Origin of the sequence: Stutzerimonas xanthomarina DSM 18231 (assembly GCF_900129835.1) — a bacterium.
GTDB classification, from domain to species: domain Bacteria; phylum Pseudomonadota; class Gammaproteobacteria; order Pseudomonadales; family Pseudomonadaceae; genus Stutzerimonas; species Stutzerimonas xanthomarina.
Genome location: NZ_FQXA01000002.1, coordinates 758,494 through 783,187, shown reverse-complemented (window position 1 = coordinate 783,187; position 24,694 = coordinate 758,494). Strand labels below are relative to the sequence as shown.

The 24,694-nt window shown below is 62.8% G+C and carries 23 protein-coding genes; 17 read left to right on the top strand and 6 right to left on the bottom strand.

Annotation, left to right across the window (positions count from 1 at the left end):
* Position 1: 1 nt before the first annotated feature.
* The 4 genes from BUE09_RS07870 to BUE09_RS07855 all read right to left on the bottom strand — a co-directional run bounded on the left by BUE09_RS07870 (position 2) and on the right by BUE09_RS07855 (position 5,969).
* Positions 2 to 682: a DUF2064 domain-containing protein gene (locus BUE09_RS07870; protein WP_159438398.1), complete on the bottom strand. Its 681-nt coding sequence runs from the start codon at positions 680 to 682 to the stop codon at positions 2 to 4.
* Positions 683 to 934: 252 nt separating this feature from the next.
* Complete coding sequence (locus BUE09_RS07865) at positions 935 to 3,094, bottom strand: FAD-dependent oxidoreductase (protein ID WP_073300245.1); 2,160 nt, start codon at positions 3,092 to 3,094, stop codon at positions 935 to 937.
* Between the two features lie 58 nt (positions 3,095 to 3,152).
* The gene (gene arsS / locus BUE09_RS07860; protein WP_073300243.1) at positions 3,153 to 4,136 is read right to left on the bottom strand and encodes an arsenosugar biosynthesis radical SAM (seleno)protein ArsS; all 984 of its coding nucleotides are present in this window, start codon (positions 4,134 to 4,136) and stop codon (positions 3,153 to 3,155) included.
* A 357-nt stretch (positions 4,137 to 4,493) separates the two neighbouring features.
* On the bottom strand, positions 4,494 to 5,969 hold the full coding sequence (locus tag BUE09_RS07855) for an FAD-dependent oxidoreductase (RefSeq protein WP_073300241.1): 1,476 nt from the start codon (positions 5,967 to 5,969) through the stop codon (positions 4,494 to 4,496).
* Between the two features lie 256 nt (positions 5,970 to 6,225).
* Between BUE09_RS07855 and grxB the strand changes: the two genes are divergently transcribed.
* The 5 genes from grxB (at position 6,226) to BUE09_RS20235 (ending at position 9,165) form a co-directional block, all read left to right on the top strand.
* The gene (gene grxB / locus BUE09_RS07850) at positions 6,226 to 6,870 is read left to right on the top strand and encodes a glutaredoxin 2 (RefSeq protein WP_073300239.1); all 645 of its coding nucleotides are present in this window, start codon (positions 6,226 to 6,228) and stop codon (positions 6,868 to 6,870) included.
* Between the two features lie 361 nt (positions 6,871 to 7,231).
* Positions 7,232 to 7,765 carry an endonuclease/exonuclease/phosphatase family protein gene (locus tag BUE09_RS20595; RefSeq protein ID WP_073300237.1) on the top strand — a complete coding sequence of 178 codons (534 nt, stop codon included), beginning with the start codon at positions 7,232 to 7,234 and terminating at the stop codon, positions 7,763 to 7,765.
* Positions 7,723 to 8,172 carry an endonuclease/exonuclease/phosphatase family protein gene (locus tag BUE09_RS20590; RefSeq protein WP_156889447.1) on the top strand — a complete coding sequence of 150 codons (450 nt, stop codon included), beginning with the start codon at positions 7,723 to 7,725 and terminating at the stop codon, positions 8,170 to 8,172. Before BUE09_RS20595 ends, BUE09_RS20590 begins: the two co-directional genes overlap by 43 nt.
* Positions 8,173 to 8,347: 175 nt before the next feature.
* Positions 8,348 to 8,800, top strand: a complete 453-nt coding sequence (locus BUE09_RS07835) for a c-type cytochrome (protein WP_083380715.1) — start codon at positions 8,348 to 8,350, stop codon at positions 8,798 to 8,800.
* Positions 8,801 to 8,991: 191 nt separating this feature from the next.
* The gene (locus BUE09_RS20235; RefSeq protein WP_156889448.1) at positions 8,992 to 9,165 is read left to right on the top strand and encodes an HAD family hydrolase; all 174 of its coding nucleotides are present in this window, start codon (positions 8,992 to 8,994) and stop codon (positions 9,163 to 9,165) included.
* Positions 9,166 to 9,184: 19 nt separating this feature from the next.
* Here BUE09_RS20235 and BUE09_RS07830 read toward each other — a convergent pair whose 3' ends face one another.
* Positions 9,185 to 9,667 carry a DUF1641 domain-containing protein gene (locus tag BUE09_RS07830; protein WP_073300233.1) on the bottom strand — a complete coding sequence of 161 codons (483 nt, stop codon included), beginning with the start codon at positions 9,665 to 9,667 and terminating at the stop codon, positions 9,185 to 9,187.
* Entirely contained in the window at positions 9,667 to 12,630 is a 2,964-nt protein-coding gene (gene fdhF / locus BUE09_RS07825; RefSeq protein ID WP_073300230.1) for a formate dehydrogenase subunit alpha, read from the bottom strand. Before fdhF ends, BUE09_RS07830 begins: the two co-directional genes overlap by 1 nt.
* 256 nt (positions 12,631 to 12,886) lie before the next feature.
* Between fdhF and BUE09_RS07820 the strand changes: the two genes are divergently transcribed.
* The 12 genes from BUE09_RS07820 to BUE09_RS07765 are packed head-to-tail and all read left to right on the top strand — an operon-like array spanning position 12,887 to position 24,690.
* Positions 12,887 to 13,543 (top strand): cytochrome c3 family protein, encoded by a 657-nt coding sequence (locus BUE09_RS07820; RefSeq protein ID WP_073300228.1) that lies wholly within the window; start codon positions 12,887 to 12,889, stop codon positions 13,541 to 13,543.
* 3 nt (positions 13,544 to 13,546) lie between these two features.
* Entirely contained in the window at positions 13,547 to 16,507 is a 2,961-nt protein-coding gene (locus tag BUE09_RS07815) for a TAT-variant-translocated molybdopterin oxidoreductase (protein WP_073300226.1), read from the top strand.
* Complete coding sequence (nrfD, locus tag BUE09_RS07810; protein WP_083380717.1) at positions 16,504 to 17,892, top strand: NrfD/PsrC family molybdoenzyme membrane anchor subunit; 1,389 nt, start codon at positions 16,504 to 16,506, stop codon at positions 17,890 to 17,892. Before BUE09_RS07815 ends, nrfD begins: the two co-directional genes overlap by 4 nt.
* Positions 17,885 to 18,412, top strand: a complete 528-nt coding sequence (locus BUE09_RS07805; RefSeq protein ID WP_073300225.1) for a quinol:electron acceptor oxidoreductase subunit ActD — start codon at positions 17,885 to 17,887, stop codon at positions 18,410 to 18,412. The genes nrfD and BUE09_RS07805 overlap by 8 nt, the downstream gene beginning before the upstream one ends.
* Positions 18,412 to 18,933 (top strand): c-type cytochrome, encoded by a 522-nt coding sequence (locus BUE09_RS07800; protein WP_073300224.1) that lies wholly within the window; start codon positions 18,412 to 18,414, stop codon positions 18,931 to 18,933. The genes BUE09_RS07805 and BUE09_RS07800 overlap by 1 nt, the downstream gene beginning before the upstream one ends.
* Positions 18,930 to 19,922: a hypothetical protein gene (locus BUE09_RS07795; RefSeq protein ID WP_073300222.1), complete on the top strand. Its 993-nt coding sequence runs from the start codon at positions 18,930 to 18,932 to the stop codon at positions 19,920 to 19,922. Before BUE09_RS07800 ends, BUE09_RS07795 begins: the two co-directional genes overlap by 4 nt.
* Positions 19,919 to 20,353, top strand: coding sequence for a hypothetical protein (locus BUE09_RS07790; protein ID WP_073300220.1), 435 nt, complete (start codon positions 19,919 to 19,921; stop codon positions 20,351 to 20,353). The genes BUE09_RS07795 and BUE09_RS07790 overlap by 4 nt, the downstream gene beginning before the upstream one ends.
* Positions 20,350 to 21,162 (top strand): SCO family protein, encoded by an 813-nt coding sequence (locus BUE09_RS07785; RefSeq protein WP_073300218.1) that lies wholly within the window; start codon positions 20,350 to 20,352, stop codon positions 21,160 to 21,162. The genes BUE09_RS07790 and BUE09_RS07785 overlap by 4 nt, the downstream gene beginning before the upstream one ends.
* A complete protein-coding gene (gene coxB / locus BUE09_RS07780) occupies positions 21,152 to 22,177 on the top strand; it encodes a cytochrome c oxidase subunit II (RefSeq protein ID WP_073300216.1) in 1,026 nt (341 codons plus the stop codon). The genes BUE09_RS07785 and coxB overlap by 11 nt, the downstream gene beginning before the upstream one ends.
* Positions 22,174 to 23,799, top strand: coding sequence for a cytochrome c oxidase subunit I (locus BUE09_RS07775; RefSeq protein WP_073300214.1), 1,626 nt, complete (start codon positions 22,174 to 22,176; stop codon positions 23,797 to 23,799). Before coxB ends, BUE09_RS07775 begins: the two co-directional genes overlap by 4 nt.
* Complete coding sequence (locus tag BUE09_RS07770) at positions 23,786 to 24,433, top strand: cytochrome c oxidase subunit 3 (protein WP_073300212.1); 648 nt, start codon at positions 23,786 to 23,788, stop codon at positions 24,431 to 24,433. Before BUE09_RS07775 ends, BUE09_RS07770 begins: the two co-directional genes overlap by 14 nt.
* Positions 24,430 to 24,690 (top strand): hypothetical protein, encoded by a 261-nt coding sequence (locus BUE09_RS07765; RefSeq protein ID WP_073300210.1) that lies wholly within the window; start codon positions 24,430 to 24,432, stop codon positions 24,688 to 24,690. Before BUE09_RS07770 ends, BUE09_RS07765 begins: the two co-directional genes overlap by 4 nt.
* The last annotated feature ends 4 nt before the right edge of the window (positions 24,691 to 24,694 follow it).

The window sequence follows — 24,694 nt, the reverse complement described above, 5'->3', positions numbered from 1 at the left end:
GTCACAGTCCCTCAAGATTGTTCAGCGTTTGTAGCAGTCTTCGCCTCGTTGCTCTGGGGTCGTCGGCGAGCGCTTGGGCTGCAAAAGGCAGGTCCGCTTGTTCGTCGATATCGAACGATTCCCCGCAGAGCGCAACCGAATGACCCACCCGACGGCATGCATTCGCCAGTGCGTGACCCAGTTCAGGGGTGCTCCACGGCAAGGCAGCTAGATCCGGCCAGGGAAGGTTCGACGCCATCAGCACCACCCCTCCGTCTCGCGCAGCCACGAGTACCGTATCGTGTGTCCCCAACGCAGCGTGTACCCGCTGATAGTCATCCGGTGCGAGCGCCGGAGCGTCGCTTCCGATGTACAGAAGCTGCCGGTGGTCGAGGCCGCGCAAGCTGTGGTCCAGGTTGTTGATTCGTTCGCCCAGGTTGCCGGCAGTTTGCGCCAGACACAGAGCCTGCGGCATCAGCTGTGCGGCCCAGTCACACGCATCCCTCTGATCGGGGGCAATGACGACCGGCCCGTGCCAGCTGCGCAGGTCTTCCAGTGCGCAATCAAGCAGATGTTCGGCGATATCCAAGGCTCGCTCGACGCCGATCCGCACAGCCAGGCGCTGTTTGCCGTGGCCAAGGGCAGGTCGCTTGCAAATGAGGACCAGCGCTGCGTCGGTTGGAAGGGTTTGCTTTGTAGTCATCAAGCTGGCTCGTTGGGGACGTCGGATGCGGCACATCTCGGCGCTGCGGTTGTATTCGGTTTGGAGAGGCCGCTCTGCCGATCGTTGCAGCGAGGCGTTGAAGGTGTCTTTGGATCTGCACTGTCGGGCATTCGATGCAGGGTCCAGCGGCTAGCCGTTGGGTTTCATCCGCTGCTTTACCTACGTGAACAACAAAGTGACGGTGCCGTTTCCGTTTCCGTTTCCGCTGACTCGCAGTGGGCTGTGCCATGGTTATCGCGAATCCGCGCTGCCGCCAAGTCGCCAGCGATGAAACCGCGCCACCCAGCGCAGCACGCTGGTCGGTGCATGGGCACGTTTCCATTCGCCGGCGACAGATTTGTTGGCTTCGGCTAGGGTCGGGTAGATGTGGATGGTGCCGAGAATCTTGTTCAGACCCAACCCGTGCTTCATCGCGGCGACGTATTCGGTGATCAAGTCGCCCGCATGCTCGCCTACGATGGTGGCACCGAGAATGCGGTCCTTACCTGGAACCGTCAGCACCTTGATATAGCCATGCGCGGCTTCGTCGGCAATGGCGCGATCAAGCTCATCCATGTCGAAACGGGTGACCTCATAGGCAACACCCTGGGCTTGCGCCTCCTGTTCGTTGAGCCCGACATGTGCCACTTCCGGGTCAGTGAAGGTTGCCCAGGGAATCACGCGGTAGTCGACTTTAAAGCGTTTGAGCCCGCCGAAGAGCCCATTCACCGCGCCGTACCAGGCTTGGTGAGAGGACACATGGGTGAACTGGAAAGGCCCGGTCACGTCCCCGACGGCGTAAATGTTGGGGAAGCGAGTCGCCAGGTAATCATCGGTGGCGAGGGTGCCGTTGTCCCGCACCTCCAAGCGCAACTCCTCGGCACCAAAGCCTTTGATATTGGCGGTTCGGCCCAGTGCCAACAGCACCTGATCAAACTCAATGACCACTTCGCCGTCGCTATCAACGCTGCGACAGACGAGCTGCCGTTGCCCCTCGATCACCTTGAAGTGTTCAGCGTTATGCTGCAGACGCACATCCACACCGTCCTCGCGCAAGCCCGCCAGTACGGCCGCGCTGGCGTCGGAGTCCTCGCGCGGCAGCAGGCGCTCGTTGCGCTGCACCAGCGTGACCTGGCAGCCGAGACGCTGAAAAGCCTGGGCCAACTCGCAACCGATTGGCCCGCCGCCGAGCACCAGCAGCCGTTTCGGCTGCTCGCGCAGCGCCCACACCGTATCCGAGGTGAGCGGCGCAACCTGCTCGATACCGGGGATGCTCGGCACCGTTGGCCCCGCGCCGGTGGCGATGACGATAGCGCGGGTGGTGATTCGCTGGCCGTTGACCTCAACCGTCCACGGCGAAGTGATCCGCGCCTCGCCCTCGGTCACCTCGACACCGAGCCCGGTGTACCGCTCGACTGAATCGTGCGGCTCGATCGTGGTAATCACGCGCTGAATGCGCGCCATGACCGCGGCAAAGTCCACTTCTGCGTCGATTGGCTTGAAGCCCAGCTGTTCGGCTTTCTTCAGATCGCTGGCCAGTCTCGCCGAACGGATCAGCGCCTTCGAAGGCACGCAGCCGGTATTCAGGCAATCGCCACCCATCTTGTGTTTTTCGATCAGGGTGACCTTGGCTTTTACGGCTGCGGCGATATAGGCGCTGACTAGGCCACCAGACCCCGCACCAATGACCACGAGATTGCGGTCGAAATGACGAGGCTTATCCCAACCGGCGTACACCTTGCGTGCTTTGAACCAAGCCAGCGCCTTGCGCGACAGGACGGGCAACAGCCCCAACAGGACGAAGGCGCCAATCAAGCCCGGCGAGAGAATTCCGCCTAGTGATTCCAGCTGACCGAGCTCGCGTCCGGCATTTACATAGACCAGGGTGCCGGGGAGCATCCCCAGCTGACTGACCCACCAGAACGTCCAGACGGGCAGTCGCGTAAGGCCCATCGCCAGATTGATCAGGAAGAAGGGAAAGACCGGCACCAGACGTAAGGCAAACAGATAGCTGGCGCCTTCGCGCTCGATCCCCTGGTTGATTTTCGCGAGTCGCTGTTGGAAGCGTGTTTGTACCCAGTCGCGGAGGAGGTAGCGGCTGAGCAGCATCGCCAGGGTCGCCCCCAGTGTCGACGCAAAGGAGGCCAGCAAGGTGCCGCCCAGCAGGCCGAACAGCGCGCCACCCACCAGCGTCATCAGCGCCGCGCCCGGCAGGGATAGCGCGGTAACCAACACATAGACAATGAAGAACACGCTGCCAGCGACCCAGGGATGAGCCTGCACCTGCCCGTCGAGCACCGCTTGCTGCGCCTTGAGGGCATCCAGATTGAGGTAATGACCGATATCGAATACGAAGAAGCCTGCCAGCAGGACCAGAACCAAGGCTATCAAGGCTACTTTGCGGCTGTTCATCCTTGCGTCTCCGTTTATAGAGGCCTGGTCGGTTGGTCCAGCCGCTTGGTAGTTTGCTTTACCTCGAATCGCTCAGGCTGCCACTGCAGCTTGAGCCTTGCCCGGCGGTGCAGGCGTAGCAATGATCACGCGTGACGATGGCGTTGCCGTTGAGGCTCGTCGTCTGCAGCAGGTTGCGCAGATGCGGCCGGTCGCGACCAATCAGCTCGGGCATGGCCATTGGCAGGTCGAGCATCTGGTTGAAGTCGCAGTCATACAGGTAGCCCTGCCAGTCCACGCTGATCAGGCTGCGGCACATCACGGCGTCGAGATTCGCCGGTCGGTAACTGTCGCGCAGCAGCTGCATGTAATCACCGAACTGGCCCTTGCTGATCAGGGTGCTGCCGAAGCGGGCGATGGGCTGGTTGGTAATCGTCAGCAGGTGGTTGAAACGAATGTCGAAGTCTTGCCCGAGGTGGCTCTTGTAGTCGGCCTCGAGCTGGTTCTGCGGGGGTGGCAGGCTGGGGCCTTGGGGGTTGTAGACCAGATTGAGGATGCGATCACTGCCCTCGGCTCCGTAGCCGAGACGGTTAAGTTTTCGTAGCCCGGCGATGCTGGCTTCGAATACGCCATCGCCACGTTGCTTGTCGACGTTTTCACGCGAGTAGCAGGGCAGGGAGGCGGTGATCTCAACGCCCTGGTCGGCGAGGAACTCAGCCAGGTCTTCATATCCCGGTTCGCTCAGGATGGTCAGGTTGCAGCGGTCGATCACCCGCAACCCCTCTTGTCGCGCGTGGATGACGATCTCGCGAAAACGAGGGTGCATCTCCGGCGCGCCGCCGGTGAGGTCGAGCGTGTGCACCGGGTGCGCGTCGATTACCTGATGCAGCAGGCTCAGGCTTTCATCGGTCATCGCCTCCGTGCGCGTCGGTCCGGCGTTCACATGGCAATGCAAACAGCGCTGATTGCAGCGGTAGGTCAGGTTGATCTGCAAAGCCTCCAGCGACCCGCGACTGATCGGGGGAAACGCCAGGGCGTTCAGAAGGGGGAGCGTGGCATGCATGGTGATGGCTGCCCTTTGTTGTAGAAATGCCGATTGGCGTCGCTCTTCGGCGCAGCGTTACAGTCTGCTCCGCGCGTAGGCCACTCGCAGAGTTTTTTGCGAGGCTCCAAGTCTGAAGCCTGTAAAACGAGCGGCGCCTTTCAAAAGCAGTATCCAGAGGATGTCCGGAAAATAAACAGTTGTGCGCGTCTGATATGTATCAGGGGATATGTACCGTTGGCTGGCTTACCCACCGCCTGCAAAGCGTCCGACGCGCTGGAGCGAATCGACCAGCGATGGAACTCGGTCAATGACCGCACATGAAATCAAGCGACCCGCTCATGGCGGGTCGCTGGTCTAGGGGCGAGTCGCCGACGTTCAGAGCGGCTTTGCCGTCAACGGCTGGATCGCCGGGCCGTGAATCACTTCACCATCAGCCCGGAAGATCGAGCCGTGGCAAGGGCAGTCCCAGGTGCGGTCGGCGTTGTTCCAGGTCACGCTGCAACCCATGTGCGTGCAGGCCGCTGAGACGCCGTGCAGCACGCCCGAATCGTCCCGCCAGACCGCGATCTGCTCGTCACCGCGGGTAATCACGCCACCTTCGCCGGGGCCGATCGCATCCAGTTCATCGACCTGAGACTGGCTCTCGCCGCTCTGGTTGAAGTCGTCCGGCGAGGGCCGTCGGGGATCGTAGAGCGTTTTCCACGGACGCCGCCCGGTGATGATCTGACGGGCAATGCCGAGGCCCGCAGCGGTGCCGTTGCTGATGCCCCACGCATTGAAGCCGGTGGCGACGAACAACCCGGGCGCCTGCTCCGGATCCGCCTCGCCAACATAGGCCATGCGGTCGGCGGTGTCATAGTCCTCGTTGCACCATTGCCATACCGCCTCGCCAACCGGCAGGTTGTTGCGCGCCCACTGTTCGAGGTCGACGAAGCGCTGCGCCACGTCACCGTCCTGCCCGGTGTTGAAGCGCGGGCCGAGCACGAGCAGCAGCGGGCCTTGGTCGTCGCGGCCCATGCGAATCGAGTGGGTCGGATCTTCGGCGGCGATGAACATGCCCTCGAGGTGGGCTTCGTCCTTGGGACGGAAGGCGATTGCGACATGGCAGCGTGGCTGAGTCGGGCTGACCAGGTCGATGGGCGTCTCGACCGGCATGTGCGTGGCGAGAATCACCTGGTCGGCGCTGACCGTGCCGCCATCGAAACTCACTTGCCAGCGGTCGTTTCGCTCGAACTTCTGCGCGCGGGTCTGCTGATGGATTTTCCCCCCGCGCGCCTGTACCGCCGCCGCCAGGCCGACCAGGTAACTGGCCGGGTTGAATTGCGCCTGATCAGGAAACTCGAGCGCACCCGTGGTCTCGAACGGCAGCGGCGCGCGGTCGAGTACCCGTGCGGCAAAGCCCAGGCAATGCGCCGCCTCGGCTTCTCGTTCGATGGCCTCGCGGGCTTGTGCGGAACAGGCATAGACGAAGGCGGACTGGCGCTGGTAATCGCAGTCGATTTGCAGATCTTCGACCCAGTGGCGAATGCGGTTCACCGCTTCGCGGTTGACGTCGGCGTAGCACTGCGCCAGCTCCTGGCCGAAGGTGTCGATCAGGTGGCGGTAGATGAGGGCGTGCTGGGTGGTGACCTTGGCGGTCGAGCGGCCGGTGACCTGTCGGCCGATCTCACGCGCTTCGAGCACCATCACCTTCTTGCCAGCTTCGCATAGGGTCATGGCGGCGCTCAGCCCGACGATGCCGGCGCCGACCACGACAGCGTCGCATTCGCTGTGGCCGGTAGCGGGCGGAAAGTCGCTACGGGGCGCGCTGGCAGTCCAGCAGCAGTCGGGTATGGCAGATAGCGCGGGCATGGGCAGGGTCCTCATCGGCTGAGTCGCATGGTCTGTAGACGTTTCATCCCACCGGCGTATCGACGGCATGGACGGAGGTTCACGAAACGTCGGGCACTAGGCAGTAGAGCGACCCGGTTCGGGCTGGTTCCTGACCACCGGGCAGGACGCGCCAAGCGATGCCGGGTCGGGCCTCCTCTCGTCGGTTGGCGAGGGCCGGAGCAAACGGATGCCGGCTCTGCCGGTCACTTTTTTAACCCTGTCGCGGAGGTGACCGATGAAGCTCTATTACTACGACCACTGCCCATTCAGTGCCCGCGTGCGCATGCTGTTGAACCTGAAAGGGATCGAAGCCGAGCGTGTAGTTCTGCCAGCCGATGACGAGCAGACCATCAGCCAGCTGATCGGCAAGCATCAGATCCCGGTGCTGGTATGTGACGATGGGGAGCCCATGGCTGACAGTGTGGAGATTGCGAAATACCTCGACGGATTCGACGGCCAACCGATGATCCGTGAGCCGGATACGCCCGCGCTGCACGATTGGCTGGAGCCCTTTGTGCCGAACCTGCAATACCTCGGTTACCCGCGCTGGACACAGATCGGCCTCGAAGAATTCGCCAGCCCCTCGGCCTATGCACATTTCCGCGAGAAGAAGACCGAATCCATCGGCGACTTCGAAACGGCGCTGGCAAATACCGAAGCCAAGGCGCGCGAGGTCACTGCGCAATTGCGGCGGCTGCCGCAGATCACCGACCTGACGCCGACCCACGTGCAGCCGCGCTGGGATGACGTCACGCTGTTTCCGATGTTGCGCAGCCTGAGCGTGGTGAAAGCCGTGGAGTGGCCTGAGGACGTGCGTGCCTACACCGTCACTCAGGCGCAGCGTTGCGGGCTCGACACCTTTTTCGATCGCGCATGCTGACCACCTCGTGCCGGCTCGGCGAAGCCGTTCATTGCACCGGGGCCGGGTAGGGCTGCGCCGCGAGAAGCGGTTCACTACCCTGATTTCTGCTGGCTCGGCCAAATTTGCTGGAAGGCACCGATGAGGCTGTCGCAGCTTCGGTGATAGTCGGCAGCCAGTTCCTTCCCGATAACCGCCTAAGCATTTCTCTGCGTGAGATCTCTGGCAGCGCTGCGCGCCCGGGATGCTCCGAAGGCGAAGCGGCTGCGTCGCCTGACGAGTTCAGGCGACGCAGACAGGCGTTGGTCCGGCAGCGGAACGATCAGCCCGAGGGTCGATCCGAACATGCTATGAACACGATGCAAGGTGCGGAGGACCAGCCATGACCGAAGGCATCCTGCTTGGGGTGACCGTAGTGTTCGTGGCGATCACACTCATTCAATACTGGAGCCAGCCAAGCTGGTGGGTGCGCGGGTGGGATTTCCCCAAGTTGCAGCTCGGCGCGCTGCTGTTGGGGCTGTTGCTGCTTCAGTTGCTGTTGCTGGATTTTTCCAACCGCTGGAATTTGCTGCTACCACCGGTGACGCTGGCTTGCCTGGCCTATCAGTGGTGGTGGATACGGCCCTACACACCTTTGGTGCCCTGTGAAGTGGACTGGGCCGACCCGAATGACGACAGCCCGCGGATTCGTATCCTCTCGTCCAATGTGCTCACCCCAAACCGCCACGCCGACCGCCTGATCGCGCTGGTCAGGCAATACCGGCCGGATGTACTGGTGACGCTTGAGACCGATCAGTGGTGGGACGAGCAGTTGCAGATGCTCAGCGATGACTACCCCTGGTGCATTCGCTGTCCGTGGACAACCTGTACGGCATGCACGTGTTCTCCCGTCTGCCGTTGGAGCATCAGCGGTTGAGCTTTCTGGTGCAGGACAACATCCCGTCGATGCACGCCCGGCTACGGGTCAATGACGAGCTTGGCGTGCGCATGCACTTCCTACATCCGGCACCGCCAAGCCCGACGGAAAATGACGAGTCCACCGAACGGGACGTCGAGTTGTTGATCGTCGGGCGCAGCGTCAAGCAGGCCGACGAGCCGATGATTGTCAGTGGTGACTTGAACGATGTTGCCTGGTCGCCAACCACGCGATTGTTTCGCAAGATCAGCGGCCTGCTCGATCCGCGCATCGGCCGCGGCATGTTCAACACGTTTCATGCGCAGTACCGCTTCCTGCGCTGGCCGCTGGATCATTTCTTCCACAGTGCCCACTTTCGTGTCGCACGCATCGAGCGCCTGCCGGACATTGGTTCGGATAATAACTGACCCCCTTTTGATAGCTGATTGAAAATCTACCGATGGCGTTTCGCTGGTTCTGCCGAGATTACGTTTTTGTAAGGTGATTGATAACAAGCAACTCTGCGCCGGATTGTTATGTCTATGCCTCTGACGACGCCAACTAATCGGAGGCTCATCAACTATCCAAAAAGCTCAGAGCACCTTGCTGAAAGGCTTAGTGGCCGGGATTGTATTGACCGCTTTGTTAAGTTTGCTGCTGGTGCTGTTCGTTGCGTATACCGGCGCGTACAACATCGTTGCTTCTCAGGGTCATTCACCCTTCGTTCGCTGGGTGTTCTCGACCACGACGCAAAACTCAGTATCGGCCCGGGCGGCGGATGTAGAGGTGCCAGCAGCATTTTCCGAGGCGCAAGTAGCCACAGGTGCAGAGCACTACAAGGCGATGTGCGAGCACTGCCACACCGGTCCAGGCGTGGAAAGAGCCCAGTGGGCACAGGGGCTGCTACCGCAACCGCCGCACCTGGTCGAGGTGGCCGCGCATTGGCAGCCGAACGAGGTGTTCTGGCTCGTCAAGCATGGCGTTCGCATGTCGACCATGCCGGTTTCGGCGAAACGCACAAGGATGCCGAGCTCTGGGACATTGCCGCGTTCGTGAAGCAACTACCCGGCATGACCGCCAGCGAATACGCCGCGCTGGGTCAGCAAACTGGCACGCATTAAGCACTAGAAGGAAAACATGATGCAGATGTCTTATTGGCATTTCGCCGCGATGATCGAAACTTCCACGGTCGTGATGTTCGGCCTGATGTACCTAAATAGCGCCACGGGATCAATCAGGAAGAGGTGATGATGGTCGCGGCTCATGCCTGGGACATCACCGGCGCGGCCGTGGCAGACTGCCGGACGGCCTTCATCGCGCGCCCCGGCAAGGTGCTCAATCCAGCCGGCAGTCAGCCGGATCTGCACTGTGACGATCTGCAGGATTTCGCCAGGCAATTGCTTGCCTGGCGTGAGCGGTAACGGTCCAGAGCGCTTCGCCTCATTGCTCGGTCTGCTTGCCGCTGAAGGCGGTGATCGGTTTTTCCGCTTCCTTGTCCAGCCCGCTGGCGAAGGTCTTTAACCCTTCGATGATGGGCATCAGCGCCGCCCATAGCTCGTCGTCATGTAGCATCTTGTAGGCACCGGTCACGCCTGGCGCCTCGTCGTGCTTGTCATCCGGCTTGTAGCGCCCGACAGCGCCAAAGGCCGATTGGAGCGCAAACACGATCTTGTAGAACTGCGCCGGCTCGATACGTGACAGCGCCATGCCGAGAATCGACAGGTTCTGCATGGCATTGAGCGAGCCTTCTTCGCTCAACCCGTCAATCAGCACCTTGAGCACCTGATGCTGCGAGCCGGCCAGGTCGTTGGCAAAGCGCAGCACGCCGCCCTTGTGCAGGGTTTCCAGCAAGGTATCGAGTTCTTCCCGAGCAGTGGGGCCGATCGGGGTTGGCTTGACCTCGTAGTTCAATCGTTGGGCCATCAGAATCTCTCCGGATGCGGGGCTTGGGCGGGTGGGGCGACATAATCATCGCGGTACCACTTCACCTCTACGGGCACGCCATCGTTCGGCGTGCGGGTGGCGTTGCGGAAGTTATTCGACGGCAGCGGCGGCTCACCTTTTTTCGGCAATACCTCAAGCTTCACCGCAGTTTCCTTGTAGGCCGGCGTGTTCACGTCAGGGTCGTGATGCTCGCCGGTGAGCAGGTTGAGGCCTGGCTTGCCCTGGTGGATGGGCATGAACAGCGTCTTGCCGGCGACCCGGTCGGTCACCGTGGCGCGCACTTCTACCGAGCCGCGGCGCGAGGTCACGCGGACCCATGTGCCATCTTCAATGCCGCGCTCAGCAGCTAGCTCTGGGCTGACCTCGACGAACCAGTTCGGCGCCTGTGACCAGATGCGTGGCCCGCGACCGGTCTGGTTGGTGCCCTGGAACTGTTCAAGCATCCGACCATTGTCGAGCATGATGTCGTACTCGCCGTCTGCGGACTCCGCCGGTTGCTTCCATTCCAGCGGGAAGAGCACGGCCTTGCCGTCGTCGGTGTGGAAGCGCTCGGTATACAGCAGCGGCGTGGTGCTGCCATCGGTCTGCATCGGCCAGAACAGCGACTGCCAGCCTTCCAGGCGCTCATAGCTGATGCCCTGGAACATGGTGGCAATGCCGGCGACCTCATCCATGATCTGGCTTGGGTGGGTGTAGCCCCAGTCGTAGCCCATACGCTTGGCGAGATCAGTGAGGATCTGCCAGTCCGGACGGCTATTACCGAGCGGCGGTAGCACCTGATAGAAGCGCTGGATGCGCCGTTCGGTATTGGTGAAGGTGCCGTCCTTTTCCACCGAGGGGGAGGCCGGCAGCACCACGTCGGCGAACTCGGCGGTGCGGCTCATGAAGATGTCCTGCACCACCATGAAGTCGAGGCTTTCGAAGCCGCTGTGTACGTTGCGGCTGTCAGCGTCGGAGAATGCGGTTTCCTCGCCGATGATGAACATCGCCTTGACCGAGCCTTCGTCCGCACCCTTGACCATGGTGAAGTTGTCGTTGCCTTTTTCCAGCGACAGTTTCTCCTTCGGCACGCCCCAGGCCTTGGCCCACTTGTCGCGGTTTTTTTCCTCGGTGACCTTCTCGTAGCCGGGGTACATGTTCTTCAGGCAGCCGAAGTCGCTGGCGCCCTGGACATTGTTATGGCCACGCATCGGGTAGCCGCCGGTGCCGGGACGGCCATAGTTGCCGGTGACCAGCAGCAGGTTCGACAGCGCCGTACTGGTGTCCGAGCCGTGGCTGTGCTGGGTGATGCCCATGGCCCAGAGCAGGCAGACGCTCTTTGCCTGGCCGATCAGCTCGGCGGCCTCGATCAGTTTTTCTTTTGCGATACCGGTGACCTGGGCGGCAAAATCCATTGTGAAGGGCTCGAGCGACTGCTTGTACTCCGCGATCTGATTGACCCGTGCGTTGAGGAATTCAGTGTCGGCATAGCCATGCTCGAACATGTAGCGCGACAGCGCCGACGCCCAGACCATGTCGGTGCTGGAGTTAGGTCGCAGGTGGATATCGGCGCGCTCGGCCATCTCGTGCTTGCGCGGATCGAACACCACCCACTTCTGCCCGCGGTGCTTCTTCTGCGCCTTCAGCTTGGAGGCGATCACCGGGTGGTTTTCGGACAGGTTGCTGCCGACCATCACGATCAGCTCGGCTTTTTCCATGTCCTCGATAGTGCCGGAATCGCCGCCGTAGCCGACGGTGCGGAACAGCCCCTTGGTCGCCGGGTTCTGGCAGTAGCGTGAGGAGTTGTCGACACTGTTGGTGCCGATGATCGCGCGAGCGATCTTCTGCGTGAGGTATGCCTCTTCGTTGCTGGCCTTGCTCGAGCCGATGAAACCGATCGCGTCCGGCCCGTGGGTATCGCGGATCTGCAGCAGGCGCTGCGCGACCAGATCCAGCGCCTCGTCCCAGCTGGCCTCGCGAAACTTGCCGTTGTCGCGGATCAGCGGGGTGGTCAGGCGCTTCGGGTCGTTGACGAAATCCCAGGCGAACTTGCCTTTGATGCAGGTGGAGATGCCATTGGCCGGCGCATCGACTACCGGCTGTACCTTGAGAATGTGCCGATCACGGGTCCACATCTCGAATGAGCAGCCGACTCCGCAATAGGTACACACCGTCTTGGTGCGCTTGATCTCCGGCTGGCGCCAGTGCATGTCCATCTTCGAGATCGCGGTGATGGGCCGCGCGCCGATAGTTTCCTCGAGTTTCTTGACCATGTCGATCATGGGCCGCTTGACGTCCTGCGGTAGTGCCGTGAACGGGCCGGCGTCTGGCTGCATGGTTTTTTCCAGCAGCGCGTTGCAAGGGCAGACGGTCACGCAGTGGCCGCAGCTCACGCAGCTCGAATCATCGATCGGCTTGCCGCCATCCCAGAGCACGCGCGGATGCTCCATCGTGAAGTCGATGGACAGCGTCTCGTTGACCTCGACGTTCTGGCAGGCCTCGACGCAGCGACCACAGAGGATGCACTGGTCCGGGTCGTAGGTGTAGAACGGGTTGGAGTGATCTTTCTCGTAGGGCTTGCGCTTGAACTCGTAGCGCTGGATCGGCGGATTAATCTGCGCGTAGGTGTTGTGCAGCGTGCAGTCGCCAGTGTTGTGCTCGCACAGCGTGCAATACAGCTCGTGCTTGGCCACCAGCCGGTCCATGCCTTCCTCGCGCGCCGCCCTGGCTTCGTCGATCTCACTGGTCACCTGCAGGCCGTCGTGCGCTTTCAGCGTGCAGCCGCGCACCAGTTCGCCGTCGACTTGCACCCAGCAGACGTCGCAAGTTTGCGGCGAGCCGAGGGCGCGGTGGTAGCAGACGTGAGGCAGGTCAATGTCATGGCTGGCCAGGAAGTCGATCAGCGGGGTATCGGCTTCACCGTTCAGCGGCGTGCCGTCGAAGTGGATCGTGCAGTTGGTCATCAGGCCTCCGTTGTTGTTATCGGATGAGTGTTGGCGTCCTGGCCTGGCGCCGGCACGGTCCGGCGGATGCGTCGATTCCTCGGTCTTCCGCCCCGGCGCGAACCGTGGCGGAGGGTGGATTCTGTTGTCTTTAGGTGACTGATCGGCGGCGGAAAATGTTCCCTTACGTTTTGTGCGAGAAAGGGCTCTGGTACGGAACTCATCTCTCGCTGGGCGGCCAGACACACATAGATACATCCAGGATGCCGCCCATCAGATGGCCCAACTGTTTAGCCGAACAGCCGATATGTGGTTTCGGCTGGCCCTGCTCGGATTGTTCGGCGGGCTGGCGGCGCTGTTCGTGGCCTTCGTTATTTTGTCGCGCTCGGACTACACGACGGACAAGGGCTGGACGGTCCAGCAGCCGGTGCCATTCAGCCATGAGCATCATGCTGGCGCGTTGCAGATTGACTGTCGCTACTGCCACGACAGCGTCGAAACCAGTGCCGTGGCCGGCCTGCCGCCGACGCATACCTGCATGAGCTGCCATTCGCATTTATGGACCGGCGCAGAAATGCTCGCACTGGTTCGCCAGAGCCTGGCGCAGGGCGAACCCTTACGCTGGAACCGGGTGACCGAGTTGCCGGACTACGTGTTCTTCCACCACGGCGTGCATGTCAACGCCGGCGTCGGATGTGCCGAATGCCATGGCCAGGTCGACAGCATGCCGCTGATGCGCAAGGCCGAAACCTTCAGCATGAGCTGGTGCCTCGATTGCCATCAGGACCCGGCGCCGCGCCTGCGACCGCGCGATGCCGTTGCCGATATGAGCTGGACGTACAAGGGCGACCGGCGCGAGCTCGGTGAGGCATTGATGCGCAAGCACCACATCGGCGATGGCAACCTGACTCATTGCTACACATGCCATAGGTAGGCCATGAACGATCGACCCGACGCCCAACCACAGGACCGCACGCCCCTCGACTGGGAGGCGATTCGCGGGCGCCTGGAAGGCGAGCGCGGGCCGCGTTACTGGCGCAGTCTCGAGCAACTGGCCGATGAACCCGCCTTCGCCGCGTTCGTCGAGGCGGAGTTCCCGTCGATCGCTCCGCAGATGGATCGTCGACGCTTTCTACAGGTGATGGGCGCCTCGATGGCGATGGCAGGGCTGGCTGGCTGCGGCCGCCCGGAGCAGGGGGTGCCCTACGTCCTTCAGCCGGAAAAGATCATTCCCGGCGAAGCGCAGTGGTACGCCACCGCAGTGACCTTTGCCGGCTATGCCCAGCCAGTCCTTGGCCGCACGCATGTCGGCCGCCCGACCAAGCTCGAGGGCAATCCGGATCACCCGCTCAGCCGTGGTGCCAGTACCGCAATCATCCAGGCGGCCATCCTCCAGCTGTACGACCCGGATCGTTCGCAGGCGCCGCGCTTCAAGGGCGTCGACACCTCCTGGGAGAGCGTTCAGCTCGAAGTCAGCCGTCTGGCCGAAGGGCTTGATCGCCAGCGTGGTCGCGGTCTGCACCTGCTGCTTGGCGCGCACAGCTCGCCGACATTGCAGCGTCAGCTGGACGAGTTGCTGCAGCGCTGGCCCAAGGCGCGGCTGTATCGACATGAGCCGTTCGAAGGCGATCACTACCGGGCCGCCGAGCGCAGCTTTGGTCGACCGGTCGAGAGCCGATATCACTTCGAGGCGGCCGAATGGGTACTGAGCTTCGAGCACGATTGGCTCGGCGCTGGGCCCCAGGAACTGCCGCATGCAGTGCGCTGGGGCGAACGCAAGCGCAAGGCGGCGCGGGGCCAGGGCGAAGCGCGCCTGCTGGTGGTCGAGTCGGTGCCCACACTCACCGGAGCCAAAGCCAGCGAGCGCAAACGGATCGAGCCGGAAGCTCTGCAGACCTACGTACAGGCCCTGGCTGCCGCACTGGGGGAGGGCGGTGGGCCGGCCCAGCCGCTGCCGCGCGAACGCCAACGCTGGATCGAGGCCGTTGCCGATGGGCTCAAGGCTCGTGCCGGGCGCTGCCTGATCACCGCCGGTGAGCGCACGCCCTTGACGGTCCAGGCGGCTGTGCACCGGCTCAATCAGCGGCTGGGTAATGTCGGCAACACACTCACCTACAGCGAGCCGGTGATCTGGCTCGAAGCGGGCGGCCAACGTCTGGGCGACCTGCCGGCGCTGGCCGAGGCGATTCGCAGCGATCAGGTCGACGCGCTGCTGATGCTCGACTGCAACCCGCTCGACACTGCGCCGGCTGATCTCGGGTTCGTACAGCTGCTCGATCAGGTGCCGCTGCGCATTCATGCCGGTCTTTATTACGACGAGACGGCGGCCTACAGCCATTGGCATCTGCCTTTGACCCACGACCTCGATGGCTGGCACGACTCGCGCGCCGCCGATGGCAGCGTCTGCCTCGGCCAGCCGCTGGTGCGCACGTTCTACAGCAGCCGCACCTTGTCCGCAGTGCTGGCGCTGATGCAGGGCGACCTCAACCCCGATAGCCGCGCTGAACTGCGCAAAACCTGGCAGGCACTCGACGACACCGCCTGGCGGCAGGCACTGGAGCGGGGCTTCATCACCGATACGGCGTTCCCTGCACTGATGGTCGAGGCGGCGCCGATCACCTGGCATGCGCCGCCGGCACCGGTGGAGGGATTGACCCTGCGTTTTCTGCCCGACCCCAGCGTGTGGGATGGACGGCTGGCCAACCTCGGCTGGCTGCAGGAGCTGCCCAAGCCGATCACCAAGCTCACCTGGGACAACGTCATCGGCGTCGCACCGAAGCTGGCTGAAGAATATGGGCTGTCCAATGGCGACGTGGTGCGGGTCACCCTCGACCAGCAGGTGGTGATCGGACCGGCCTGGGTCATGCCCGGCCATGCCGAGCGCACCCTGAGTCTTTACGCCGGTTACGGGCGCACGCGCGCCGGACGTGTCGCCGACCGTCTCGGCTATGACCTGGCGCCGCTGCGCACGGCGGACGATCCCTGGCTGCGGCGCGGCGCCACGCTGGAGAAAACCGGCGAATTCATGCCGCTGGCCACGACCCAGCCGTTCCACCTCCCGCAGGGCAAGGACATCATCAAGAGCGAGCCCCGCGACAAGGCTTATCAGAAGGTGCCGAAGGAGCCGCTGTACCGCTTCGAACAAGCGAAAACGCTTTATCCGCCGACGCCGCCAAACGAGCCGGTCTGGGGGATGACCATCGACCTCGATCAGTGCATCGGCTGCAACGCCTGCGTGGTTGCCTGCCAGGCCGAGAACAACATCCCGGTGGTGGGCAAGGAACAGGTCGCGATGGGCCGCAACATGCACTGGCTGCGGGTCGATCACTATTACAAGGGCGATCCGGCCGAGCCCGAGTCGTCCGCGTTCCAGCCGGTGCCCTGTATGCATTGTGAGCAGGCGCCGTGCGAAGTCGGCTGCCCGGTCAACGCCACGGTGCACGGCCCGGACGGGCTCAACGAACAGATCTACAACCGCTGCATCGGCACCCGCACCTGCGCATCGTATTGCCCCTACAAGGTGCGGCGCTTCAACTGGTTCGACTGGACCGAGGACGACGAGCCGTCGATCCAGCATCAGCGCAACCCAAACGTCACCGTGCGTTCGCGCGGCGTGATGGAGAAGTGCACCTACTGCGTCCAGCGCATCAGCGAGGCGCAAATTACCGCACGGATCGAGAACCGTCCGGTCGCCGACGGTGAGGTACAGACCGCTTGCCAGCAGAGCTGCCCGACCCAGGCGATCGTCTTCGGCGATCTCTCCGATCCGGCGGCGCGGGTGCGTGAAGGGCGCGATACCCAGCGTCACTATGCGTTGTTGGAGGAGCTGGGTACGCGACCCAAGACCACCTACCTGGGCGTGGTTGAGTTGCCGAAGGTCGTCGAGGACGAGCCATGAGCCGCGCCGACACCGACCCACGCTACCCAGGCGCCGATACGCCGCATTTCCTGCCGCGGCAGATGCCGCTCGGCGAGGTTTCCAACCGGGTACTCACCGTTCCGGTCGACTTCGCCCCGTATCGCCGCGCGTGGTGGGCGCTGTTCATCTCCGGCTGTCTGCTGCTGGGACTGTTCATCGCCTCGGCGGGCGTAGTGGTGTGGAAGGGCGTCGGCGTCTACGGCAACAACAACCTGGTCAACTGGGGCTTTCCCATCCTCAACTACATGTGGTGGCTGGGCATCGGGCATGCCGGCACTTTCATCTCGGCCATGCTGTTGTTGCTCAACCGGCCGTGGCGCAACTCGCTCAACCGTCTGGCCGAGCTGATGACCATCATGGCGGTGGTGTGCGCGGGGATCTATCCGATCCTGCACCTGGGCCGGCCGTGGCTGTTCTACTGGAGCGCGCCGTACCCGAACACCATGGAGTTGTGGCCGCAGTTCAAGAGCCCGACCGCCTGGGATTTCTTCGCCGTGGTCGGCTATCTATCGGTCTCGCTGATATTCATCTACATCGGCTCGATTCCAGACTTCGCCTCAGCCCGCGACCATGCGCGCAAACGGCGCTACAAGATTTTCTACGGCCTGCTGGCGCTCGGCTGGCGCGGTGCGTCTTCGCACTGGGCGCATTGGCGGCGGGCCTACCGTTTCATCGCACTGCTAGCCGTGCCGTTGGTGTTCTCGGTTTCCAGTGGTTATTCGTTCCTGCTCGACCTTGCGCCCGAAACCGGCTGGCACTCCACGGTGTTCCCGCCGTACTTCGTCGCTGGCGCGATCTTTTCCGGCTTCGCCCTGGTGATCGTGATTGCCATCGGCCTGCGCCACTTCTTTGGTTGGCAGCTGCTGATCACCGTCAAGCATCTGGATGTGCTCGGCATCCTGTTGCTCGCCAGTGGCTGGATGACGGCCTACGGCTATTTTGCCGACACCTTCATTGCCTTCTATTCGGGCAAAGAACACGAGATCACCATGGCCATGGCGCGCCTGACCGGACCCATGGCCTGGAGCTGGTGGACAGCGATCTTCTTCAATCTGGTCTGCTTGCAGGCGCTCTGGTGGCCACAGGTGCGGCGCAACGGCAAGGCGCTGTTGGCGATCGCCGTCGGTGTGCTGATTGGCATGTGGTGCGAGCGCTGGATGCTGATCGTCGTGCCGGCTACGCGCGATTTTCTTCCGGCCATGTGGCAAAGCTACAGCCCGAGCTTCTGGGACTGGTCGCTGTTCATTGGCACCTTCGGCCTGTTCCTCGTGCCGTTCTGCCTGTTCATGCGGCTGCTGCCAATGGTCTCGACCTTCGAAGTCAAAGAGGCGCTGCACCGCTATCGGGGAGGCTCCGATGACTGAGCGCTGCTACGGAATGCTGGCCGACTTCGCCCACCCGGACCGTTTGCTTGAGGCGGCACGCGCCGCGCGCGAAGCCGGTTACACGCGTCTCGAGGCCTATAGCCCATTCATGCTGCCGGAATTGGAAACCCTGCTCGGCCAGCGCAGCAATCGTGCCTACTGGGCCGGCATCCTCGGTGCGCTGATCGGCGGCGGGCTTGGGCTGGGCATGCAGATTTATGCCAACCTCAGCTACCCGTTGGATATCGGCGGCCGGCCGTTGATCGCCTTGCAGGGCTTTGCAGTAGTCACTTTCCTGTTGATGGTCACAGGCGGCGCAATCGGGGCGCTGCTGGGGTTGCTGCTGTTCTGTCGTTTGCCGCTGTTGCATCACCCGCTGTTCGAGATGGACGCCTTCCGTCGCGCCACCGATGACCGTTTCCTGCTCTGCATCCGAGCTGACGACCCGCTGTTTGACGAGGCCGGGACCGCGTTGTGGCTGGCCGAGCGGGCGGTGTCGGTGAGCGAGGTGCCTGCCTGATGCGATGGTTGATGGTGCTGCTCGTGCTGCTCTCCGGCTGTGATCAGATGGCCAAGCAACCGCGCGCCGACGCGCAGGAGTCCAGCCTGTTTTTCCCGGACGGCAAGGTCAACCAGGCACCCCCGTTGGGCACGGTGGCGCGTGGCGAGCTGGCCTGGGATGCGCAGCTCGCCGAGCGTCCGGCGCTGACTGCCGAATTGCTCAGCCGCGGCGAAGAACGCTATCGGATCAACTGCGTGCCCTGTCACGGGGTCGCCGGCGATGGCCTCGGCACGGTGGTCAATCGCGGTTTTCCCCGGCCGCCGGATTTTGTCGAACCTCGACTGGTGCAGGCCGCGGACCGGTATTTTCTCGAGGTGATCGCTGAAGGTTACGGGGTGATGTACAGCTATGCCGCGCGGGTGCGCCCGGCTGATCGCTGGGCGATCGTGGCCCACATACGCAGCTTGCAGCTGGCGCGCGCGGCCGAGGTGGCCAAACTGCCTGAAGCGGATCGCCGCGCGCTGGAGGCCCTGCCATGAAATGGCGATCCATGGCCTGGGCGGCGCTGGCGTTCGGGGTGGTCGGGCTTGCGCTGGGGCTGTTGCTGGCGCCGCGTGACACCCTGGCCGCTTCTGTGGCGAGCCTGCTGGGGCTTGCGGGTATTCCGCTCGGCGCGCTGGCCCTCGGTCTTTCGCTGGCGCCGATCAGCGGCAGCGTCCGCGACCAGCTTTGGCCCTGGACATTGGTGGCCAGCCGGGCCATGCCGGCGCTGCTGCTGATGGTCCTGCCCGGTCTGCTGGGGGCGGGGCTGATCTACGAATGGATGCACCAGCACAGCAATGGGTTTCGCGGGCTGTGGCTGTGGTGGCCGAGTTTCGTGGTTCGTGGGCTGCTCTATGTCGGGCTGTGGTGGGCGCTGGCGCGTTGGCTGCTGCCGACCACGCTGCGCAACCCGGCGGGGGCGGGATTGGGGCTGATCGCGGTGGTGTTGAGCGTGTCGCTGGCAGCCTTTGACTGGGCGCAGTCTATGGAGCCGCACTTCGCTTCGAGCATCTTCGGCCTGCTATGGCTGGGCCGGCTGATGCTGTCCGGGATCGCCACCTGCATTCTATTCAGCCTGTTCGCCGGCGCCTCCCGCCCTGGCGTCCTGCGCGGCCTGTTCTCGGCCGTGAGCTTGGCCTGGATCTACCTGCACTTCATGCAGTACCTGATTGTCTGGTACGGAAACATGCCTGAAGAAGTGCGGTGGTATGAAACCCGAGCACATGACTGGCCGCTGCTGACCTGGCTGGTGGCGCTGCAGAGCCTGGTATTCATCGCGACCTGGTGGCCTTTTTCGCAACGCCGCTGGCCGCTGGCGGTACTCGCAGGGTCCACGCTGCTGCTGGGGTTGGCCGAGGGCGCCTGGCTCAGCCTGGCAAGCCTGTCGGGCCTGCATCCGCTGGCGAGCGGCTTGGCCATGCTCGCCGCTCTGGTCGCTGGGATTGCGCTGATGGCGCTGTCGATTTTGCCGAGGAGGTCCGCATGAGCGTCCCGGTCGATCCGCGTTCCAAGGAGGATGGCTTCGAGCACCACGACGCCGACGTCAACGTGTTGCTGATGATCGGCTTTGGCCTGCTGGCGGCGTTGGCGCTGTCACTCGCGGGCGTTGGGCTGCTGGTCAGCTACTACGAGTCGAAACCGGAAGCAATGGTGACGCCGTTTGAACGCGAAACGGTCATCCCGCCGCAGCCGCGACTGGAAAATAACCCCTTTCTCAACGCGCAACAGGTGATGCGCGATGGCGAAGAGCAGCTGCGTCATTACGCATGGGTCGATCGCGCGGCGGGCATTGCGCGCATTCCGCTGCGGCGGGCACAGGACCTGTTGCTCGAGCGTGGCTGGCCGGCTCCGGCTGAGCCAGGCGATCAGCAGAATGTACGTCTGCAGCAAGCCAAACAGAGAGCCGAACCTCGATGAACGGCCTGTTGCTGATCCTGGCCGCGCTGTGGTCGTTGCTGTTGGCAGCCCCAACGAGTGCCGCCGAGCCATTCGATCCCTTTGCCGCGGCCGGTATCGATTCGCGGCCCGGTGCGCAGGTGCCGCTGGACGTGCGCTTCACCGATGACAACGGCGAGTCGGTCACGCTTGCCGAGTTGCTCGACGGTCGGCCCGCGGTGCTGGTGCCGGTTTATTTCCGCTGCCCTAACGTATGCGGGTCGCAGCTGGCGAGTCTGTTCAATCTGCTCGGCGCGGTCCCGTTCGAACTCGGCAAGGATTACGTGGTGATTGCCTATAGCTTCAATCCGCACGAGACACCGGCCGATGCTCGCGCCGAGCGCGACAAGCTGGTCAGACGTTGGCCTGAACTGGCCGGTTCGCAGGCCGTGCACCTGCTTACGGGGCCAGAATCGGCGAGTCGCCAGGTCAGCGATGCGCTGGGCTTTCATTACCGCTGGGACGGCGCGATCGAGGAATACGCACACGCCTCGGCGGTCGCCACGTTGAGCCCGTCCGGCAAGCTGGTGCAGTGGCTATATGGGCTCGGCTATCAGCCCAATGATCTGCGGCTGGCGCTGACGGATGCCGGCGAGGGGAGGGTGGGTGACTTCAGCGATCAGCTGCTGCTGCTCTGTTACCACTACAACCCGCGCACTGGCGGTTATGACAACTGGGTCATCGGCGCGCTGCAAGTCGCTGGCACCGGCACGGCGGTGGCGCTGCTCGGTTTCATCGGTCTTTCTCTGTGGCGTGAACGGCGCAAGCGGGAGGGCGGTGATGAACGGTGAATTCCTGCGGCTGTGGCCGCAAACCGCCTCCGAGCACGCGAGCAGCATCGACTGGCTGATCTGGTCGTTCACCGGAATGATGTCGATTTTCGTGGTGCCGGTGTTCGTGCTCAGCATCCTGTTCGCCGTGCGCTACCGCAAAGGCACCAAGGCGCCCCGCGACCATCGCCCGCGGGGCAGCATGAAAGTTGAAATGACCTGGATCGTGCTGCCCTTCATCGGCTCGATGATCATCTACCTGGTCTCGGCGAAGCTGTATTACGAGGTGCGCACGCCACCGGCCGACGCGATGGAGATCCAGGTCGTCGCCAAGCAATGGATGTGGAAATTCCAGCACCCCGGCGGCCAGCGCGAGATCAATACCTTGCACGTACCGGTGGGGCGGCCGGTGCGGTTGAACATGATCTCCCAGGACGTGATCCACAGCCTTTATTTCCCGGCCCTGCGGATCAAGCAGGATCTGTTGCCCGGGCGCTATACGGAGCTGTGGTTCAACGCCACCGAAACCGGTCGCTACGAGGTGTTCTGTGCCGAGTATTGCGGCACCGACCATTCGAAGATGCTCGCCACGCTGGTCGTGCAACCGCCGCAGGAATATGAGCGCTGGCTGTCACAGGCCGGCGCCAGTGAGTCCCTGGCCGAGCAGGGCGAAGTGCTGTTTCGCCAGCTCGGTTGCAGTGGCTGCCACGGCCCGGCTGCCGTAGCCAAGGCGCCAAACCTCGAGGGTCTGTATGGCCGTCGGGTTGCGCTGCAGGACGGCGGCTCGGTGGTGGCTGACCAAGCCTACATTCGCGACAGCATTCTGCTGCCGCACAAGCAGATCGTGGCCGGTTACGAGTCGATCATGCCGAGCTTCGCCAATGTGATCGATGAGGAAGGCGTGCTGCGCCTGACTGCCTACATCAGGTCGCTGGGCAAGGTAGGCCACGCCTCCGGCACGATTGATGAGCGCGGGCAGGGTGAGCCGCACGCCGATAGCCCGCGCAGCCCGACGCCAGAGGAGAGCGCCCCTTGAGCCAGAAGAACCCGGCTGCCGACCGTGCGCCCAGTTACCTTGCCGACGAGCATGGGCTGCGCACCTGGCTGTTGACCACGGACCACAAGCGCATCGCGATCCTTTACCTGATCGGTGTCACGGCGTTCTTTTTTCTCGGTAGCCTGGCTGCCGCACTGGTGCGCATCGAGCTGGTGACACCCGATGGCGACCTGTTGAGTCCCGACGGCTACAACCGCACCTTTACGCTGCACGGTGTGGTCATGGTGTGGTTCTTCCTGATCCCGTCGATTCCGGCTGTATTCGGCAATTTCCTCATTCCGATCATGATCGGCGCCAAGGACATGGCCTTCCCCAAGCTCAACCTGTTCAGCTGGTACCTGCTGGTGGGGGGTGGCCTCTTCACGCTGTATGCACTGCTGATCGGGGGGGTAGATACCGGCTGGACCTTTTACACGCCGCTGTCGACGATGTTCAGCAATGGGCATGTGGTGGCGGTGATTCTTGGGGTCTTCATCGTCGGCTTCTCGTCGATCCTGACGGGGCTGAACATCATCGTCACCATTCATACGCTTCGGGCGCCGGGCATGACCTGGTTCCGCATGCCGCTGTTCTGCTGGTCGCTCTATGCCACCTCGGTGATTCTGGTGCTGGCTACCCCGGTGCTGGCCATCACGCTGCTGCTGGTGGCGGCGGAGTACCTGTTCGGCATTGGCGTGTTCGACCCCAACCTGGGCGGCGACCCGCTGCTGTTTCAACACCTGTTCTGGTTCTACAGCCATCCGGCGGTGTACATCATGATCCTGCCGGCGATGGGCGTGATGAGCGAGCTGATCACTGCCGCGGCACACAAGCGCATATTCGGTTACTCGTTCGTTGCCTATTCCAGCCTGGCGATTGCGGTGATTGGCTTCATGGTCTGGGGGCATCACATGTTCGTTGCCGGGCAGTCGATGTACGCCAGCATGGTCTTTTCGCTGCTGAGTTTCCTGGTCGCCATCCCCTCGGCGATCAAGGTCTACAACTGGACCGCCACCCTCTATAAAAGCAACCTGACTATCGACGCGCATTTCCTGTATGCGCTGACCTTTATCGGGCTGTTCGTCATTGGCGGCATCACCGGGCTGTTCCTTGCCCTGCTGGCGGCCGACGTGCACGTGCACGACACCTACTTCGTGGTCGCGCATTTCCACTACATCATGGTCGGTGCGGCGGTGGCCGGATTCTTTGGCGCGCTGCACTTCTGGTGGCCGAAAATGACCGGGCGGATGTACTCGCAGCTGTGGGGCAAGATCGCCGCTGTGATGATCTTCTGTGGCTTCAACCTGACCTTCTTCCCGCAGTTCCTGCTCGGCTACCTCGGCATGCCGAGGCGTTACCACAGTTATCCGGAGGATTTTCAGTTCCTCCATGTGCTGTCGTCGGCCGGCGCGGCGGTGCTGGCGGTGGGTTACATCATGCCGTTCTGCTACCTGCTCTGGTCGTTGCGCTATGGGCCAAAGGCCTCGGACGACCCCTGGGAAGCCGCCGGGCTGGAGTGGCGGACCTCGTCGCCGCCGCCCAAGCACAATTTTCTCGAGACCCCGATCGTCGACTTCGAGGCGTACGACTACCCACCTGAGGCAACCCATGGCCGATCGTGACGGGTACTTGGCCGAGCCATACCAGACTGCCGCCCAGCAGCGCGAAGCGAGCTTTCTGGGCATGTGGCTGTTCCTCGCCACCGAAATCATGATGTTCGGCGTACTGTTCCTGGTCATCTACTACTACCGTCTGCAGCACCCGGCTGCAGTCAGTGAAGCGGTGCATCATCTGCACTCGATTCTGGCGGGCTTCAACAGCGCGCTGCTGCTGACCGGCAGCCTGTGTATGAGCCTGATGGTGCAGGCTTCGCGCCTCGGCAACTATCGGCGGGTGCAGCAGTTCCTGCTGCTAACCGCCTTCTTTGGCCTGGCCTTTCTGGCGGTAAAGTTTTTTGAGTACGGTTGGGAATACCACGAAGGCCTGCTGCCCGGCATAGGCCCTGAGTCGCCGCTCAAAACCCTTGCGGCGCGGTTGTTCATAAACATCTATTTCTTCGCCACCGCACTGCATGCGGTACACGTGACCATTGCGGTAGTAATCGTGCTCGGCATGGTTGTGCGTATTCACTTCGCCCATATGAAGCTGCCGGAGCGGGCGATCACGCTGGAGATGGTCGGTCTGTACTGGCATCTGGTGGATGTGATCTGGATATTTCTTTACCCCTCGCTGTATCTGGTCGGGAGGGCAGCATGAAGACGGGCAAGCTGGTGCTGATCTATGCCGGGCTGCTGGCGTTACTGGCGATCAGCGCCACGATAGCGATCCAGTTCCCACAATGGGCGATGGTCGCGTTGATCTGTGCGGCGGGGCAGGCCCTGTTGGTGCTGTTCGGCCTGGCCGAACTGGGCACGCATTCGCCGCTGGTGCGCTTCTTCGCCTTGGGCGCAGGCTTCTGGTTGGTGTTCATGTTCACCCTTTCGCTGGCCGATCTACTGACCCGCGGGGGCTAGATCA